The organism is Rhizobiaceae bacterium (genome assembly GCA_023953835.1).
Taxonomy (GTDB): domain Bacteria; phylum Pseudomonadota; class Alphaproteobacteria; order Rhizobiales; family Rhizobiaceae; genus Mesorhizobium_G.
This window is the reverse complement of record JAMLJB010000001.1, coordinates 2,928,854-2,945,772: the sequence shown is the minus strand read 5'-3', so window position 1 is coordinate 2,945,772 and position 16,919 is coordinate 2,928,854. Positions and strand designations below refer to the sequence as shown.

Sequence of the window (16,919 nt, the reverse complement as noted above, 5' to 3'; positions counted from 1 at the left end):
GGCGACCGCTAAAGCGACAAGACCACCTGCGAGATGTCCGAGCAACAGCAATCGCGCTTTACCGGTTTGAAAAACCGATGCTGCGTTGCGGGAGGGTTAGCGCAGCCACCACCCCGACGCAAGCCAAAGCTTGTCCAAAATCGGGCAGAAATGTCGCGGAGCTAGCTATTGATTTCTATACCTTTTTACTCATGTTTTTTCTACTGACAGCGGCTTGCCCGTCAATCTGCTAGTCTGGCCGCCTGTTTCGCGATTCCCGCCTGCGCACATTGCATGAAAAAAGAAAAGATCAGCCTTTCCCAAGCCCGCCGCGCAATGCTCGCGGCGCAAGGCTTTTGCGAACCGCGCCCGACCGGGCCGATCAATCGCGGCCATCTGAACAGGATGCTGGGAAGGATCGGCCTTCTCCAGATTGATTCTGTAAGCGCGGTGGTGCGCGCACACTATATGCCCGCCTTTTCCCGACTTGGTCCCTACCCCATGTCGCTGCTCGACGAGGCGACAGCACCGCGCAGGCGTCTCCTGTTCGAATATTGGGCGCATGAGGCCTCGCTGCTGCCGCTGGAGCTTTGGCCACTGATGCAGTGGCGCATGCAACGCGCCCGCGAAAACGACAAAGGCGAAATCTATGCGGGACTGGCGCGATGGGCCGAGGGAAAGAGCGCCTTCATCGAGGAGATATTCGCCGAGGTAGAGGCGCGCGGGCCGGTGGCGGCCTCGGAAATCGAGGGGCACAAGGGCAGCGGCGGCTGGTGGGGCTGGTCCGACGCCAAGGCCGCGTTCGAATGGCTGTTCTGGGCGGGGCGCATCACCGCCCATTCGCGGCGCGGCTTCGAGCGGCTCTACGACCTGCCCGAGCGCGCACTGCCAAGGGCCGTGATCGACGCGCCCGTGCCTGACACCGCCGAGGCGCACCGGCAATTGCTGCGCATTTCGGCGCGGGCGCTGGGGATAGGCACGGCGCAATGCCTGCGCGACTATTTCCGCCTGTCCCCGTCAGACATTAACGGCAGGATCGAGGAACTGGTGGAGGAAGGCGATCTGCTGCCCGTCAGCATCGAAGGCTGGCACCGGCCCGGCTACGTCTGGAAAGATGCGCGCTTTCCACGCAAGGTCGAGGCGCAGGCCCTGCTCGCGCCCTTCGATCCGCTCGTTTTCGAGCGTACGCGAACCGAGAAGCTGTTCGATTTCCACTACCGGATCGAGATTTACACGCCGGCTGAAAAGCGCCGCTACGGCTATTACGTCCTGCCCTTCCTGCTGAACGAGGCAATCGTCGCACGGGTCGATCTTCGCGCAGACCGCCCGAATGGCACGTTGCGCGTGCTGGCCGCCTTTGCCGAACCCGGCGCGCCACCGCAGACTGCCGAGGCACTGATGCAGCAATTGCGGTCGATGCAGGGCTGGCTCGGCCTCGAACGCATGGAAGTCACGCCTGCCGGCGACCTGGGTCCGGCGCTGGCAGACCTGTCGACGTCGTAGGAGCGCGTTGACTCTCCATATCAGTCGCGCCTAAATCCACAGCGACGGTCACCTGCCCGCAAAGGCAGGAGCCAAGAGGGAATGCGGTGCGCGCGTTTGCGCAATTCCGCAGCTGTACCCGCAACTGTAAACGGCGAGCCGAAGCCACAGCCACTGGTCGAGACCGGGAAGGCGGCAAGGCGCAGAAGCCGTGAGCCAGGAGACCTGCCGTCGCAACACAATTCCGACCGCCCGGCGGGTGTCCGGGCAAGGAGCATGGTTTTTGGACGCCAACCCTCTTTGCGCAGATGAAGGCGAGGACGCCGCAGTCACGATCGTCGTGTGTGCGTCCTGTCGTGACGAATCAGGTTCGGACGCGCATCCGCGCGCGGGCGAAGTGCTGGCGCGCGCAACTGCGAGCGCGGCCTGCGGCGCGGTACGTGTGCGGCAGGTCGAATGCCTCGGCAATTGCAAGCGGCGGCTCAGCGCCGCACTGCTGCGTGCCGGCTGCTGGAGCTATGTGTTCGGCTACCTGACCATCGAAAGCGGACCCGATCTGGTGGCCGGAGCCGAGCTTTTCGCCCACACCACCGACGGAACGCTGCCATGGCGCGGGCGTCCCGATTCCCTCAAGCGCGGCCTTGTAGCGCGCATTCCTCCCTCCGGCTTCCTGAAGGACATCGCATGACCCAGGCACTCGACCGCATTCCCTGCACCGTCATCACCGGCTTTCTCGGCGCGGGAAAAACCACGCTGGTGCGCAACCTGATCGAGAACACGAAGGGCAAGCGCCTTGCCGTGATCGTCAACGAGTTCGGCGATGTCGGCATAGACGGCGACATACTCAAGGGCTGCGGCATCGACACCTGCCCGGAGGAAAACATCGTGGAACTTGCCAATGGTTGCATCTGCTGCACCGTGGCCGACGATTTCGTGCCCGCGCTCGACCAGATCCTGTCGCGCCAGCCGAAGGTGGACCATATCCTGATCGAGACATCGGGGCTCGCCCTGCCGAAACCGCTGGTGCAGGCATTCCAGTGGCCGAGCGTGAAAAGCCGCGTGACGGTGGATGGCGTGGTGGCCGTGGTGGACGGGGCCGCACTCGCGGGCGGACAGGTCGCCTCCGACCTCGACGCGCTTGCCGCACAGCGCTCGGCGGACGAATCGCTGGACCATGAGGACCCGGTGGAAGAAGTGTTCGAGGATCAGGTCGCCTGCGCCGACCTCATCATCCTGTCCAAGAGCGACCTGATCGACGCCGATGGCGCGGCGCGCGCCAACGCCATCATCGGCGAGCACAGCGGACGGGCGGTGCAGATCGTGCCGACCTCCCACGGCAAGGTCGATCCCTCGGTTCTGCTCGGATTGGGGCTGGGCGTCGAGGACGACATCGAAAACCGCAAGACCCATCATGACGACGAACTCGACCACGAGCATGACGATTTCGATACGTTCGTGATCGACATTCCGGCGGTGGCGGACCCGGCGGTGCTAGCCGCGCGGGCGGCAGAAGCGGCGGAAAAGGAAAATGTGCTGCGCCTGAAAGGTTTCGTCGAGGTGGCGGGCAAGCCCATGCGCCTTCTGGTGCAGGCCGTGGGGCCGCGCGTCAACCACTATTACGACCGCCAGTGGCACCCCGGAGAGGCGCGGCGTTCGAGCGTCGTGGTGATCGGCCTCAAGGGGCTTGACCGGGCCGCGATCGAGAAGATCCTGATAGGCTGATGCACATTCTGGCCACCACATCGGCCTCGCTCGAGGACCTGATAGAGCCGGTCGATCTGAAACAGACGCCGGCCGATGTGGTGGCTTTGTCCTTCACCGATTCCGACCTCGCGGGCATTGCCGCCGGATGGAAGGGCGTCGCCCTGCCCTCGCTGCGGCTGGCGGCGTTGCGCGACCTGCGCCATCCGATGTCCGTGGACCTGTGGATCGACAGCGTGGCGCGCCACGCGAAGGTCGTTCTGGTGCGTATCCTCGGCGGTTATGACTGGTGGCGCTACGGCTGCGACCAGCTCGCCGCTCTCGCGCGGCGGCAGGGAATAAAGCTGGCGCTCCTGCCGGGCGAATGCCGCGACGAGGACGCGCGGCTGATCGAATGCTCCACTGTTTCGCGGGACCAACTCGACCACCTGCTCGGCTTCTTCCGCGAGGGCGGACCGCAGAACATGGCGAGGCTTGCGGAATACCTCGGGGCGATGGCGCGCGGCGAAACCGGGCACGCCGTTCCCGTGGCCGTTCCGAAGGCCGGGTTTTATCATGCGGGCGCGGGCTTGTCGGAAACAGCGCCCGCATTCGACGCGCGCAAGCCCGTCGTGCCGATCATCTTCTATCGTTCCATGCTCCTGGCGGCGGACGCCGCGCCAATCGACGCGCTTGCCGAAGCGCTGGAGCGCAAAGGCTTTGCAACCCAACCGATTTTCGTCAATTCGCTGAAAGACCCCGCGGCGCTCGCATTTGTCGAAAAGGCGCTGGCGGCACTGAAGCCCGCAGCAATTGTGACCGCGACGGCCTTTGCGGCGGGCGCGGAACCGGGTGAACAGACCTTGTTCGACCGCGCGGGTGTGCCCGTGTTCCAGGTCATCACCGCGACCACCCGCCGGGAGGCATGGCTGGAGAACCAGCGCGGACTGGCGCCAGCCGACCTTGCCATGCATGTCGTCCTGCCCGAACTGGATGGCCGGATATTGGCCGGCGCGATTTCGTTCAAGGCCGAAGCTGAGCCGGATGCCAATGCGGGCTATCGCGGGCTGGTCAACCTGCCCGAACCGGACCGCATCGAGCAGGTCGCGTCGCGCATCGCGCAGTCGATGCGACTTGCGCAGACGGAGCGCGCGCAGCGCAAGCTCATCATCCTCATTCCCGACTATCCGGCGGCGGAAGGCCGCACGGGCTATGCGGTCGGGCTTGACGTGCCGTCGAGCGTGCTCGCCATGCTGCACGACTTGAAGGATGCGGGCTACACGATTGACTCGATTCCGGAATCGCTGCGTGCACTGCTCGACCTTCTGGATCGGGGTGGCCATGCGCTGGAAGCGGGGGACTATGCGACGGCGCTCGCCGGTCTTCCGCCCGCCGCCAAGGCGAAGCTGGCAGAGACGTGGGGTAAGCCACCCTCCGCGCGGATGGCGTTTCGCGCTGCAAGCTTTGGCAATGTCACGGTGGCTCTCGCGCCGGACCGGGGTCGCTCGGAAGACCGGCGCGCGGACTATCACGACCCGACGCTTGCTCCGCAGCATGAACTAGTGGCCTTCGGATTCTGGATGCAACGCGTGCTTGGCGTGCATGTGATCGTCCATGTCGGCGCGCATGGAACGCTGGAGTGGCTGCCGGGCAAGACGGTGGCGCTGAGCCGCGACTGCTTCCCGGAAATCGTGACGGGCGGCCTGCCCGTCATCTATCCGTTCATCGTTTCCAATCCGGGCGAGGCGGCCCAGGCCAAGCGGCGCATCGGCGCGGTAACGCTCGGCCATCTTCCGCCGCCGCTCGCCGCCGCCGAACTCGACGCGAAGCAGCAGGTGCTGCAACGTCTCGTGGACGAATATGCGCAGGCGGACGGGCTCGACCGCCGTCGCCGCGACCGGCTGGCAAAGCTCATTGTCGAGACCGCGACCGAGACCGGCCTTGCCGGCGATGCGGGCGTGGCGCGCACCGACGCGCCAGACGAGGCGCTGCGCCGCATCGACGCCTGGCTCTGCGACCTCAAGGACTTCGCGATCAAGGACGGGCTGCACGTCTATGGACGAAGCCCGGACTGCGAAGGCGTGCGGCTCGAGAGCGCGCAGAACGAGCGCCATGCGCTGCTTCAGGCGCTGGACGGCAGACATGTCACGGCTGGCCCATCCGGCGCGCCCGCGCGGGGTCGCTCGGACGTGTTTCCGACGGGGCGCAACCTTTACACCGCCGACCCGCGCACCATGCCGACCCCGACCGCGTTCGATCTGGGTAGGGCCGCCGCCGATGAGGTGCTGCGCGACTATCTGCAAAGCCATGGCGAGTGGCCGCGCGCGCTCGTCATCGACCTGTGGGGCAGCGCGTCCCTGCGCACCGGCGGAGAGGAGATCGCGCAGGGGCTGGCGCTGATGGGCTGCCGCCCGCAATGGGATGCCGCGACGGGGCGCGTGACCGGCATCGAGGTGCTGCCGCCTGCGATCCTCGGGCGACCGCGCGTCGATGTGACGTTCCGCATCTCCGGCCTGTTCCGCGACATGTTCCCGACGCAGATCGCACTGCTCGACGCCGCCGCGCAGGCGGTCGCCGCGCGCGAGGAAACCGAAGAAGAAAACCCGCTTGCCGAAAAGGTGCGGGCGACGGGCAAGACGCCCGCGCGCGTCTACGGGTCCGCTCCGGGCACCTATGGCGCGGGGATCGAAGACCGGCTGGCGCGAAGCGACTGGGCGCATCGCGACGAGCTGGGCCAAGCCTACCTTGCCGCGACCTCGCACGCTTTCGGCGGCGCGGAAGGGGCGGCGGTCGAAGCGCCGGACGCCTTTGCCGAACGACTGGCCGAAGCGGACCTGCTGGTGCACAGCGGCGACGATCCGGGCCGCGACATATTGGAAGGCTCGGCGGACGTAGCATTCATCGGCGGCTTCGCGGCTGCGCTGGCCGCGCTCGGCCGCAACGCGGATGTGGTGGTGCTGGACACCACCGACCCGAACCGCCCGCGCCCGCGCTCCGTCGCACAGGCGGTTGGCCGCGTGGTGCGGGCGCGTGCAACCAATCCGCGCTTCATCGAAGGCCAGATGCGCCACGGGCCTCGCGGCGCGGCGGAGTTCGCCGAAACGGTGGACCGGCTGGTCGCCTTCGCGGAGACCACCGAGGCGATCTCCGGCGATCTCATCGGCGCGGTCCATGACGCCTATCTCGGCAATGAGACGGTGCGCGCCTTCCTTCTGCGGGAGAACCCGAAGGCCGCGCGCGCAATCGCCCGCCGCTTCGCGGATGCGCGCAGGCGCGGCCTCTGGCGTCCGCTGCGCAACGCCATCGACGACGAACTGGCCGCGCTGATCGCGGAGGCGGCGGCGTGATGGGCGCGGCGGCCAAGATCAACCGGCGCGGCGCCTGCCCGGCGCTGGCCGCGCCCATGCAGACCGGCGACGGCCTGCTGGCGCGGCTCAATCCGGTTTCGCAAGGGCTGACACCGGCTCAATTGATCGGCCTGTCCGCATCCGCCACGCGGCACGGCAACGGCATTGTCGAAGTGACCTCGCGCGGCAGCCTTCAGCTTCGGGGATTGTCACAGGCCTCGGCTCGCGCGCTCGCCGGCGACATCAACGATCTCGGCATCGACGTGCTGACGGGGCCGAGCGTCGTCGCAGGTCCGCTTGCCGGGATAGATGCGGCGGAGCTTGCCGATCCGCGCCCCTTGCGCGACATGATCCGCGCCGAGATTGCACGGCGTCGGCTTGGCGGGCGGCTCGCGCCGAAAGTATCGGTGGTCGTGGATGGCAGCGGCGCATGGAACCTCGACATGATGGAGGCCGACATTCGATTGAAGGCCGAAGGAAATATGTGGCGCGTGACGGCTGCGGCAGAGGGAAACTCGCAGCGTCTGGTCGGGACCTTCCATGCGGAGGAGGCCGTCGCCACAGCACTGGCCATGCTGGAAGAACTTGCGCTGCTCGGCTCTGTGGCGCGCGCCCGCGACCTGCGGATCGTCGGCGAAATGATCCCACGCGACACGGACGGACAAGCACCTCTGGGCGCGATTGCCCTGCATGAAAGACGAATGGCGGTTGCCTTCGCCCTGCCCTTCGGCACGGCCATGGCGGATCAGCTTGAAGACTTTGCAAGGCAGGCGCACCATTTCGGCGTGACGGAATTTCGCCCCGCGCCGCCGCGCACACTGATTGCGATTCTCTGTCCGAATACATGCGCGGAACTGCTTGCGTTTGCTGAACAAACCGGCTTCGTGATTGATCCTGAAAGCCCGCTCTTGCGCATCCATGCCTGCCCGGGCGCTCCGGCTTGCGCCTCGGCCACATTCGATACCCGCGCGGCCGCCCGGCAGATTGTCGAGGCCGTTCCGGCGCTCTTTGAGGACCGTTCCTTCTCTCTGCATGTGTCCGGTTGCCCGAAAGGCTGCGCGCATCCGGCCACGGCGACAGTGACGCTGGTGGGCAACGAAAACGGCATCGGTGTTATCGACGGCGGAACCGCGCGCAGCACACCTGCGCTGCACTGCCGGTTGGACGAGAAAGAATTGAGCGCACTCTTCGGCCGGAAGCATGATGATCGACTATGACTATATCCGCGACGGGACCGCGATCTATGAGCGCTCCTTCGCCATCATCCGCGCCGAGGCGGACCTGTCGCGTTTTGACGCGGAGGAGCAGGATGTCGCCATCCGCATGATCCACGCATGCGGTCAGGTCGAGGCGGCGGCAAGCTTCCTGTTCTCCCCCGGCTTCGTTGCCAGCGCCCGGAAGGCGCTCAAGGCGGGCGCGCCGATATTCTGCGACGCGGAGATGGTGGCGCGAGGGGTAACGCAGGCCCGCCTGCCCGCCGGGAACGAGGTGATCTGCACCTTGCGCGACCCGCGCACCGCAGAGCTTGCCCGCAGCATCGGCAACACACGCTCGGCGGCGGCCATCGAGCTTTGGGGCGAGCAGATGAAAGGTGCTGTGGTGGCCATCGGCAATGCGCCGACCGCCCTGTTCTACCTTCTGGAAAAGCTGCGCGATGGCGCACCAAAACCGGCGGCGATCCTTGGAATGCCCGTCGGGTTTGTGGGCGCGGCGGAATCGAAGGAAGCGCTTGCGGCCGAGCCCTACGGCGTACCCTTCGCCATCGTGCGCGGACGCCTCGGCGGCAGCGCAATGACGGCGGCGGCGCTCAATTCGCTGGCGAGGCCGGGGCTGTGATGTCCGCGCGGAAAACAGGTCGCCTCATCGGCGTCGGGACCGGGCCGGGCGATCCCGACCTTTTGACGGTGAAAGCCGTTCGCGCCATCGAGCAGGCCGACGTGCTGGCCTGCTTCGCCAAGCGGGGAAGCCGGGGCAACGCACGCGCCATCGTCGAGCAATATGTTCGCCACGGCGTGACGGAACTGCCGCTGCACTATCCCGTGACGACGGAAATCGAAAAGGGCCATGCCGACTACAAATCGCAGATCCTTGCCTTCTACGAGGCATCGGCAGAAGCAATCGCGGAACATCTGCGAGCGGGCCGTGATGTCGCCGTGCTCTCGGAGGGCGATCCGCTTTTCTACGGCTCGTACATGCATTTGCATGTGCGCCTCGCTCATCGCTTCCCGACCGAGGTCATCGCGGGCATCACCGCCATGTCTGGCAGTTGGTCGCAGGTGGGCATACCGCTGGTGCAGGGCGACGAGGTGTTGACCGTGCTGCCCGGCACGATGGAGGAACCCGAACTTACGCGCCGCCTGTCCGACACCGATGCTGCCGTCATTATGAAAGTGGGTCGCAATCTTCCCAAGATACGTCGCGCGCTAAGCGCAACGTGCAAGCTGGACGGCGCAATCTATGTCGAGCGCGCGACCATGGCCAACACGACCAGCAAACGCCTCGCCGACAAGGCTGACGACGAGGCCCCCTATTTCGCGATCGTGCTCGTGCCGGGATGGCCCAACAGGCCGGAAGCCGCCGCATGAGTGGAAAGCTGTATGTGATCGGGCTTGGACCCGGGCCGGACGAGCAGATTACGCCGCAGGCAATGCAGGCGATCTCGGCCTCGACCTATTTCTACGGCTACAAGCCCTATATCAGCCGCCTCAGGCTGCGCAGCGACCAGTTCGCCGTGGCTTCCGACAACAGGGAGGAACTCGCCCGCGCGCGGGATGCACTTGACAAGGCGCAGTCGGGCGCGACGGTCGCCATCGTGTCTGGCGGCGACCCCGGCGTCTTTGCCATGGCGGCGGCGGTGTGCGAGGCCATCGAGGAAAGCGACGAGCGCTGGCGGGAGGTCGATCTGGAGATCATCCCCGGCGTGACGGCGATGCTGGCGGTGGCCGCGCGCATGGGTGCGCCGCTCGGCCATGATTTCTGCGCGATCAACCTGTCCGACAATCTCAAACCGTGGGACATGATCGAGACGCGCCTGATTGCCGCCGCGAGCGCGGGCTTCGTGATCGCGCTCTACAATCCGATCAGCAAGTCGCGCCAATGGCAGCTTGGCCGCGCCTTCGACGCCGTTTCTGCGGTGCTGCCGCCGGAGACGCCGGTGATTTTCGGTCGCGCGGCAGGGCGTCCCGACGAGCGCATGGACGTTCACCTGCTCTGCAACGCCAAGGCGGACGACGCGGACATGGCGACCTGCGTGATTATCGGGTCTGCCGCGACGCGCATCGTGGAACGCACCGACAAGCCGGCGCTGGTCTATTCGCCTCGCTCGGCGAGGCCGAGATGATGCAGCGCCAGCCGCACAAGACGATCCACGCCGACTGCGCCCGGAACATCCGGGAGGAGCGGACGGCGAAGCATGACCACCTCGATGCCGAGGTCGCGGGCAGCTTCGATCTTGCCGTAGGTGGCGTCGCCGCCGCTGTTCTTACACACGATGGCATTGATGCGATGGCGCGCCAGCATGTCCTGCTCGGCGGCCCGGTCGAAGGGACCCCGCGCCCGAATGTATTCGGCGTCCGGTACCAAGAGCGGCGGCTCCACCGGATCGACGCTGCGGATGAGGTAATGATGCTGCGGCGCTGCCTCAAACGGCAAAAGCTCTTTGCGGCCAAGCGCGAGAAAAACGCGGCGCGGCTGGTCACCCAGCGCACGGACGGCTTCGGAGACATCGCCTACCTCGGTCCACCGGTCGCCGGCCACGGGCTGCCATGCGGGACGGCGCAGGGCCAGAAGCGGTATGCCGGTCTGCCGCGCAGTCTCCGCCGCATTGGCGGACATGCGCGCCGCATATGGATGCGTGGCGTCGATGACGAGCGCGACATCGTGATCGCGCAACCAGGCGGCCAACCCTTCCACGCCGCCAAATCCGCCGCTCCGCACCGGAACGCCCTGCCCCGCCGGATTGAGCGTTCGCCCGGCGAGCGACAGCGTGACGTCGAGTTCGGGATGGCTGGCCAGAATACCGGCGAGCCTGCGGGCCTCGGCGGTGCCGCCAAGAATGAGAACAGGTCTCGTCATGTCCGCTGATCGTGCATGGCTGACAATTGTGGGCATCGGCGAAGACGGCATAGCCGGTCTGGGCGACGAGGCCAAGCGCGCAATCGTGGAGGCGCAGATCGTCTTTGGAGGCGCACGCCACCTCGAACTGGCACAGCCATCGATCACAGGCGAAGCCCGGCAATGGCCGACACCTTTCAGCGTTGAACCCGTGCTTGCGCTGCGTGGCAAGCCGACCTGCGTGCTGGCATCCGGCGACCCGTTCTGGTTCGGCGTCGGCGCAACGCTTGCGCGCAGCATCCCGCCGCAGGAAATGCGCTGCATGCCCGCACCCCCGACATTCGGCCTCGCCGCCTCGCGGCTGGGCTGGGCGTTGCAAGACGTGGAATGCATTTCGCTGCACGGGCGCGCCATCGACCTGATCCGGCCCCTGCTTCACCCGAACAGGAAAATTCTCGCTCTCACGTCCGATGCCGCAGCGCCCGGCGAGATCGCCGCGCTGCTCAATTCGCTCGGGTTCGGCCAGTCGCGCCTTGCAATTCTGGAAGCGCTGGGCGGAGCCGAAGAAAGAAAAAGGCACATAAAATCATATGCGTTCGACCTGAAAAACATCAATCCGCTCAATGTGCTGGCGGTGGAAGTTGAATCGGAACCCCAAGCCCGGATCGTTCCCTTGTGCAGCGGACTGCCGGATGCACTGTTCGACACGGACGGCCAGTTGACAAAGCGCGAAGTGCGCGCGGTGACGCTGTCCTCGCTATCGCCGAGGCGCGGCGAATTATTGTGGGATGTGGGCGCGGGCTCCGGCTCCATCGGCATCGAATGGATGCTTGCCGATCCGTCCATGCGGGCAATCGCCATCGAGGCGGACGCGACCCGCGCCGCGCGCATCCGCACCAATGCGCGACAGTGCGGCGTGCCGGGGCTGAAACTGATCGAAGGCCGCGCGCCGGGCGCGCTTACCGGGCTGGAGCCGCCGGACGCGATATTCGTCGGCGGCGGCGGTTCCGACGACGGCACGATGGAGGCCTGCATTGCCGCTTTGAGGCCCAGCGGAAGGCTCGTTGCCAATGCGGTAACGCTTGAAATGGAAGCCGTCCTTCTCGATCTCCAGCGGCGGTTGGGCGGCGCGCTGATCCGCATCGCGATAGACCGCGTGCAGCCGGTCGGCACGATGCAGGGTTGGCGACCCGCAATGCCCGTCACCCAATGGATATGGACCAAGCCATGATGGTCGCGGGCATCGGATGCCGGAAGGGCAGCAGCGGCGCTGCCGTTTTCGAGGCCATCGGCCGCGCGCTGGCCGCGCATGGCCTGACGCCCTCCATGCTGGACCGGCTGGCGACCGGCCAAATCAAGCGCGGCGAGGCGGGCATCGCGGCGGCGGCCGACATGCTGAAACTGCCGCTCGTCATTGTGGAAAACGATGCGCTCAGCGCAGTTTCTGCGCGCTGCCTCACACATTCGCGGAAGTCACTGGAAGCGACGGGAGCGGACTCGCTGTCGGAGGCGGCAGCCCTTGCAGCGGCAGGCGAAGGCGGCGCGCTGCTTGGCCCACGCATCGCCCGTAACGGCGTGACCTGCGCGATTGCACATTCGGAAGGTGACGCATGACGGTGCACTTCATCGGTGCGGGACCGGGCGCGGCGGACCTCATCACGGTGCGCGGCCGCGACCTGCTGGCCGCCTGCCCCGTTTGCCTCTATGCGGGGTCGATCGTTTCGCGGGACCTCCTCGCCTATTGCCCGCAAGGCGCGCGGCTGATCGACACCGCGCCGATGTCGCTGGACGAGATCGAGGCGGAATACAGGCGCGCGCATGAGGCAGGCGAAGATGTCGCGCGCCTGCATTCGGGAGACCTTTCGGTGTGGAGCGCGGTCGCCGAACAGATCAGGCGGCTGGAACGTCTGGGCATCGATTATACGCTGACGCCGGGCGTCCCTTCTTTTGCGGCGGCGGCAGCGGCGCTGAAGCGGGAGCTGACGATCCCCGAAGTCGCGCAAAGCCTCGTGCTGACACGGGTTTCAGGCCGTGCATCGAAAATGCCGGATGGCGAGACGCTGGAAGCATTCGGCGCAACGGGCGCGACGCTGGCCATTCACCTCGCCGTCCATGAAGCCGCGCAGATCTCTGAACGCCTCGTTCCATTCTACGGCGCGGACTGCCCGGTGGCGGTCGTGTTCCGCGCATCGTGGCCGGACGAACGCATCATCCACGCAACGCTCGGCACGCTGGCGGATGCGCTCGCGCGCGACCCAGTCGAACGCACCGCGATCATCTTCGTCGGCCAATCGCTCGGCGCGCAGGATTTTCGGGAATCCTCGCTCTATGATCCCCACTATCAGCGGCGCTTTCGCGGGAGGGGCGAATGATGCGCTCAGGCTCGCGGGTATTGCCCACGCAGATTGCCCTCGCGGTCGAAGACCAGCACCTCGACCTCGATAGTGGCTTTCGCGACGACGGGCATGGCCGTTTTCCACGCCAGTTCAGCAATCGCGTCGCCGATGGAGATGCCCACCTCCTCCGCAAGCGCAAATGCATGCGCGACCGTGTTCGCCGCGCGAATTTCCCCGGCAAGCGAGTTGGAGGCTCCGGCCCCGGACGCTACCGCCGCGAGCCCATCCAGGTCGGCAGGGCCGCGCTTCGAATGCAAATCCAGCATGCCTTGCGCCAGCTTGGTCATCTTGGCGACGCCGCCCGCAATCGTGACACGCGGCACGGGATGGCCGGCGAGATATTTCAGCATGCCGCCGACGAAATCTCCCATGTCGATCAACTGCACCTCATGCAGGCCGTAGCGTTTTTGCACGGCCATCTCGGACGCGTTGCCGGTGGACCCCGCGACATGCGAGAAGCCCATGGCGCGCGCCACGTCGATGCCGCGATGGATCGAGTGAATCCACGAGGAACAGGAATAGGGAATGACAATTCCGGTGGTGCCAAGGATGGAAATGCCGTGCAGGATGCCGAGCCGCCCGTTGAGCGTTCGCTCGGCCATTTTCTCGCCGTCCGGGACGGCGATCTCGACGGCGATGTCCGCTTCCTCGCCCGCCACCTCGCGCACGGCCTGCGCGATCATGCGGCGCGGCACGGGATTGATCGCCGGTTCGCCCGGCGCGATCGGCAGCCCGGGGCGCGTCACCAGACCGACGCCTTCGCCACGCTGGAACGTGACGCCGGATGCGCGCGGCCCGCGCCGCACAGTGGAAACGATCAGCGCGCCGTGGGTGACATCAGGATCGTCGCCCGCATCCTTGACGATTGCCGCCCGCGCATACCCGTCGCCGATTTCGTTCAGCGCAAGCGCGAAAGAGACCTTTTGCCCGCCCGGCAGGGTGATCTCGACCGGATCGGGAAATGCTCCGGTCAGAAGCGCCGCGCAGGCGGCTTTGCTGGCAGCCGTGGCGCAGGCCCCGGTCGTCCAGCCTCGCCGCAGCGGTCTCTCGTTCTCGCTCATGCGGGCATCTATAGGGCTGCGGCAGCGCGCAGTCATCGCCGAAAGCGCCTGATATGAGCATCGAAACGGCAATCGCCAACCAGTTGAGCCGCACGCCCCGGCTGGAAGCCGGCCATGTGTGGCTGGCTGGCGCTGGCCCGGGCGATCCCGCCCTGCTGACGCTCGACGTGCTGTCGGCGCTCGATCAGGCTGACGCATTGGTGCATGACGCGCTGGTGTCGCAGGAAATCGTCGCGCTTGCCGCCCGAGCGGAAAAATACTTTGTCGGAAAGCGCGGCGGGCGGCTTTCCATTCCGCAGGCAGAAATCAATGCGCTGTTGGTGCGGCTGGCGAAGGAAGGCCGCAAGGTCGTGCGGCTGAAAGGCGGCCACCCCTTCGTGTTCGCGCGCGGCGGCGAAGAGGCGCTTGCGCTGGTTGAGCACGGCATTCCCTATCGCGTGCTGCCGGGCGTCACATCGGCATTTGGCGGCCTGACATCGGCGGGCATTCCCGCCACCATGCGCGGCGTCAACGGCGCGATCATCCTTGCAACCGGCTTTGCCGCCACGTGCGACGACCGCCCCGACTGGGCAGCCCTCGCCCGCACGGGCCAGCCCATCGTGATCTATATGGGCCTGACACATCTGGCGGAGACGGTTGCGGCGCTGATGCAGGGCGGACTTGCTCCGGAAACGCCCGCCGCGCTGATCGAAAACGCGACCCTGCCGCAGGAACGCGCGGTCATCGCGACACTCGGGACGCTTGTGGAAGGCGCCCACCGCGAGAGTATCGTCTCTCCGGCGCTGATCGTGATCGGCGGCATTGTGGCGCTGCGCGAAAGGCTGAAACCATGAGTGCGCGCGCCATCATCGTCGGAGCGCCGCGCTCCGGTTCGGGCAAGACGAGCGTGACCATCGGCCTGTTGCGCGCCCTTGCGCGACGTGGCCTGAAGGTGCGCGGCGCAAAATCCGGCCCGGACTATATCGATCCCGGCTTTCACGCGGCGGCAACGGGACAGCCGGGCGTCAACCTCGATTCCTGGGCGATGGAGCCCGGCCTGATTGCCTCGCTTCTTGGAGAAATCGCGAACGGCACCGACATCATCGTCATCGAAAGCGCCATGGGCCTGTTCGACGGCATTGATGGCCAGCCGGGTCGCGCCGGCTCGGCGGCAGACCTCGCGCGACGCTTTGGCATACCCGTCCTGCTGGTGCTCGACGTGTCCGGCCAGTCGCAGACGGCGGCGGCCGTCGCCAAGGGCTTTGCCGCATATGATCCGGCGGTCAGGATGGCGGGCGTCGTGATGAACAAGCTCGGCAGCGAGCGCCACCGTCGCCTTGCCGGCGAGGCTGTCGAGAAGATTGGCCTGCCGGTTGTGGGCGCGGTGATGCGCGATCCGGAACTCAACCTGCCCGAACGCCATCTGGGCCTCGTGCAGGCGCATGAGCATGGCAACCTCGCCGCGCATCTCGACCGGCTTGCGGACGCGATGGAACGTTCGCTCGACATCGACGCGATCATTGCGGCGGCGACCCCGCTCGACATTGCCGCAGAGACCGCAATCGCCATTCCGCCCCCGGCGCAGCGCATTGCGCTCGCCATGGATGCGGCCTTCAGCTTCCTCTATCCACATCTGGCGCGCGACTGGCGGCATGCGGGCGCTGAAATCGTTCCTTTTTCCCCGCTCGCCGATGAAGCGCCCTCCCGCGATTGCGATATGTGCTGGCTTCCGGGCGGCTATCCTGAACTCCACGCAGGTCGCCTGTCGCAGGCCCGCAATTTCATGGATGGCACGCGTGGCTTTGCCGAAACCCGCCCGGTTCATGGCGAGTGCGGCGGCTTCATGGTGCTCGGTGAAAGCATCGAAGACGCACAAGGCATGACACATCCGATGCTCGGCCTGCTCGGCCACGCCACCAGCTTTTTCCAGCGTAAAATGAACCTGGGCTATCGGCGCGCCCGCCTGCTGGATGATGGTCCGCTCGGCCCGGCGGGCACATGGGTTCGCGGCCATGAATTTCACTATGCGCGGTCGCTGAGCGATGGTGATCAACTGCCCTTTGCTGAACTGTTCGACGGCCAGGGCAATGCGCTCGGCGCATCGGGCGCGCGGCGCGGAAAGGTCACCGGCACATTTTTCCACGCGATCGCGCTGGAGCACGCCGCATGAGCGAACTCAACGCCCGTTCCGTGATGGCTGACCTTGCCATTTCGCTGGTCTTCTTCACGCGCCTTCCATTGCCGCCCTTCGATGTTCCGGGGCGCAGGCTCGGCGATGCGATCTGGGCAGCGCCAGTTGCCGGAATCGTGGTCGCCCTTGCGGGCGGCTTCGTCTACACGATCGCCCATGCATGCGGCATCAATGAAGGCGTTGCCGCCGCGCTGGCGCTGGCAACCACGATGATCGCCACCGGGTGCCTGCATGAGGACGGGCTGGCCGACACAGCCGACGCCTTCGGCGGCGGCCGCACCATCGGACGCAAGCTGGAAATCATGCATGACAGCCGCATCGGCACCTATGGCGCCGCCGCTCTCGTGCTTTCGGTGCTGGTGCGCTGGACCTCCCTTGCCTCGCTCCCCGGCGGCGCAAGTGCGGTCTGCGCGTTGATCGCGGCTCACGCCGCATCGCGCGGCCTGCTGCCCGCCATCATCCAGCGGACGCCTGCTGCACGCGAAAGCGGGCTGGCCGCCTCGGTGGGACCGGTGGGTGACGCCACCGCGCTTGCAGCGCTGGCCATCGGAGCGGCGTCGCTGCTGCTCCTCGGCATCGCGCAGGGCATCCTGCTCGCGATCCTGCTCGGCTGTCTCGGCTGGTGGCTGAGGGGACTTTTCATCCGCCAGATCGGAGGGATCACAGGCGATACGCTGGGCGCCGCCCAACAATGCGCGGAGATCACCGTTCTTGTGGTTGCGGGCGCTGCCCTTTCCTGATTCTCTATCGG

General features: G+C 66.4%; 16 protein-coding genes and 1 riboswitch. Of the genes, 14 read left to right on the top strand and 2 right to left on the bottom strand.

The features are described 5' to 3' along the window. Positions 1-273: 273 nt before the first annotated feature. The 8 genes from M9924_13825 (at position 274) to M9924_13790 (ending at position 9,828) form a co-directional block, all read left to right on the top strand. The gene (locus tag M9924_13825; GenBank protein MCO5065475.1) at positions 274-1,482 is read left to right on the top strand and encodes a winged helix-turn-helix domain-containing protein; all 1,209 of its coding nucleotides are present in this window, start codon (positions 274-276) and stop codon (positions 1,480-1,482) included. 28 nt (positions 1,483-1,510) lie between these two features. After that, positions 1,511-1,709, top strand: a riboswitch (cobalamin riboswitch). Between the two features lie 35 nt (positions 1,710-1,744). Continuing rightward, positions 1,745-2,149 (top strand): DUF1636 family protein, encoded by a 405-nt coding sequence (locus tag M9924_13820; GenBank protein ID MCO5065474.1) that lies wholly within the window; start codon positions 1,745-1,747, stop codon positions 2,147-2,149. Further along, positions 2,146-3,183 (top strand): cobalamin biosynthesis protein CobW, encoded by a 1,038-nt coding sequence (gene cobW / locus M9924_13815; protein ID MCO5065473.1) that lies wholly within the window; start codon positions 2,146-2,148, stop codon positions 3,181-3,183. The genes M9924_13820 and cobW overlap by 4 nt, the downstream gene beginning before the upstream one ends. Then, entirely contained in the window at positions 3,183-6,488 is a 3,306-nt protein-coding gene (gene cobN / locus M9924_13810) for a cobaltochelatase subunit CobN (protein ID MCO5065472.1), read from the top strand. Before cobW ends, cobN begins: the two co-directional genes overlap by 1 nt. Beyond that, positions 6,488-7,705, top strand: coding sequence for a precorrin-3B synthase (gene cobG, locus M9924_13805; GenBank protein MCO5065471.1), 1,218 nt, complete (start codon positions 6,488-6,490; stop codon positions 7,703-7,705). The genes cobN and cobG overlap by 1 nt, the downstream gene beginning before the upstream one ends. Beyond that, complete coding sequence (locus M9924_13800) at positions 7,692-8,324, top strand: precorrin-8X methylmutase (GenBank protein MCO5065470.1); 633 nt, start codon at positions 7,692-7,694, stop codon at positions 8,322-8,324. Before cobG ends, M9924_13800 begins: the two co-directional genes overlap by 14 nt. After that, positions 8,324-9,073: a precorrin-2 C(20)-methyltransferase gene (locus M9924_13795; protein ID MCO5065469.1), complete on the top strand. Its 750-nt coding sequence runs from the start codon at positions 8,324-8,326 to the stop codon at positions 9,071-9,073. The genes M9924_13800 and M9924_13795 overlap by 1 nt, the downstream gene beginning before the upstream one ends. Continuing rightward, entirely contained in the window at positions 9,070-9,828 is a 759-nt protein-coding gene (locus M9924_13790) for a precorrin-3B C(17)-methyltransferase (protein ID MCO5065468.1), read from the top strand. The genes M9924_13795 and M9924_13790 overlap by 4 nt, the downstream gene beginning before the upstream one ends. On the opposite strand, the gene M9924_13785 is transcribed toward M9924_13790, so the two are convergent. Next, positions 9,798-10,562 (bottom strand): cobalt-precorrin-6A reductase, encoded by a 765-nt coding sequence (locus M9924_13785; GenBank protein ID MCO5065467.1) that lies wholly within the window; start codon positions 10,560-10,562, stop codon positions 9,798-9,800. The genes M9924_13790 and M9924_13785 overlap by 31 nt on opposite strands. Here M9924_13785 and cbiE point away from each other — a divergent pair. From cbiE to cobM, 3 genes are read left to right on the top strand one after another with little or no spacing between them, the layout of a single operon-like run. Next, positions 10,561-11,772, top strand: coding sequence for a precorrin-6y C5,15-methyltransferase (decarboxylating) subunit CbiE (gene cbiE, locus M9924_13780; protein ID MCO5065466.1), 1,212 nt, complete (start codon positions 10,561-10,563; stop codon positions 11,770-11,772). The two genes, M9924_13785 and cbiE, sit on opposite strands and share 2 nt — an antisense overlap. Then, a complete protein-coding gene (locus tag M9924_13775) occupies positions 11,769-12,155 on the top strand; it encodes a cobalamin biosynthesis protein (protein ID MCO5065465.1) in 387 nt (128 codons plus the stop codon). Before cbiE ends, M9924_13775 begins: the two co-directional genes overlap by 4 nt. Continuing rightward, positions 12,152-12,913 (top strand): precorrin-4 C(11)-methyltransferase, encoded by a 762-nt coding sequence (gene cobM, locus M9924_13770; protein MCO5065464.1) that lies wholly within the window; start codon positions 12,152-12,154, stop codon positions 12,911-12,913. Before M9924_13775 ends, cobM begins: the two co-directional genes overlap by 4 nt. Before the next feature lie 5 nt (positions 12,914-12,918). Here cobM and M9924_13765 read toward each other — a convergent pair whose 3' ends face one another. Continuing rightward, positions 12,919-13,998, bottom strand: coding sequence for a cobalt-precorrin-5B (C(1))-methyltransferase (locus M9924_13765; protein MCO5065463.1), 1,080 nt, complete (start codon positions 13,996-13,998; stop codon positions 12,919-12,921). Positions 13,999-14,051: 53 nt separating this feature from the next. Here M9924_13765 and cobA point away from each other — a divergent pair, with 53 nt between their 5' ends. Genes cobA through cobS form a run of 3 tightly spaced genes read left to right on the top strand, consistent with a single transcriptional unit; the run spans position 14,052 to position 16,908 of the window. Continuing rightward, on the top strand, positions 14,052-14,831 hold the full coding sequence (gene cobA / locus M9924_13760) for a uroporphyrinogen-III C-methyltransferase (GenBank protein ID MCO5065462.1): 780 nt from the start codon (positions 14,052-14,054) through the stop codon (positions 14,829-14,831). After that, positions 14,828-16,147: a cobyrinate a,c-diamide synthase gene (locus M9924_13755; protein ID MCO5065461.1), complete on the top strand. Its 1,320-nt coding sequence runs from the start codon at positions 14,828-14,830 to the stop codon at positions 16,145-16,147. The genes cobA and M9924_13755 overlap by 4 nt, the downstream gene beginning before the upstream one ends. Then, positions 16,144-16,908: an adenosylcobinamide-GDP ribazoletransferase gene (gene cobS, locus M9924_13750; protein MCO5065460.1), complete on the top strand. Its 765-nt coding sequence runs from the start codon at positions 16,144-16,146 to the stop codon at positions 16,906-16,908. Before M9924_13755 ends, cobS begins: the two co-directional genes overlap by 4 nt. Positions 16,909-16,919 lie beyond the last annotated feature (11 nt).

Bases quoted from the DNA above. Each gene is read 5' to 3' on its own strand.
- M9924_13755 (MCO5065461.1), top strand. From the start codon at position 14,828: ATGAGTGCGCGCGCCATCATCGTCGGAGCGCCGCGCTCCGGTTCGGGC.
- cobG (MCO5065471.1), top strand. From the start codon at position 6,488: ATGGGCGCGGCGGCCAAGATCAACCGGCGCGGCGCCTGCCCGGCGCTG.
- cobS (MCO5065460.1), top strand. From the start codon at position 16,144: ATGAGCGAACTCAACGCCCGTTCCGTGATGGCTGACCTTGCCATTTCG.
- M9924_13800 (MCO5065470.1), top strand. From the start codon at position 7,692: ATGATCGACTATGACTATATCCGCGACGGGACCGCGATCTATGAGCGC.
- cobN (MCO5065472.1), top strand. From the start codon at position 3,183: ATGCACATTCTGGCCACCACATCGGCCTCGCTCGAGGACCTGATAGAG.
- M9924_13775 (MCO5065465.1), top strand. From the start codon at position 11,769: ATGATGGTCGCGGGCATCGGATGCCGGAAGGGCAGCAGCGGCGCTGCC.
- cobM (MCO5065464.1), top strand. From the start codon at position 12,152: ATGACGGTGCACTTCATCGGTGCGGGACCGGGCGCGGCGGACCTCATC.
- M9924_13785 (MCO5065467.1), bottom strand. From the start codon at position 10,562: ATGACGAGACCTGTTCTCATTCTTGGCGGCACCGCCGAGGCCCGCAGG.
- M9924_13795 (MCO5065469.1), top strand. From the start codon at position 8,324: ATGTCCGCGCGGAAAACAGGTCGCCTCATCGGCGTCGGGACCGGGCCG.
- M9924_13825 (MCO5065475.1), top strand. From the start codon at position 274: ATGAAAAAAGAAAAGATCAGCCTTTCCCAAGCCCGCCGCGCAATGCTC.
- cbiE (MCO5065466.1), top strand. From the start codon at position 10,561: ATGTCCGCTGATCGTGCATGGCTGACAATTGTGGGCATCGGCGAAGAC.
- M9924_13765 (MCO5065463.1), bottom strand. From the start codon at position 13,998: ATGAGCGAGAACGAGAGACCGCTGCGGCGAGGCTGGACGACCGGGGCC.
- M9924_13790 (MCO5065468.1), top strand. From the start codon at position 9,070: ATGAGTGGAAAGCTGTATGTGATCGGGCTTGGACCCGGGCCGGACGAG.
- cobW (MCO5065473.1), top strand. From the start codon at position 2,146: ATGACCCAGGCACTCGACCGCATTCCCTGCACCGTCATCACCGGCTTT.
- cobA (MCO5065462.1), top strand. From the start codon at position 14,052: ATGAGCATCGAAACGGCAATCGCCAACCAGTTGAGCCGCACGCCCCGG.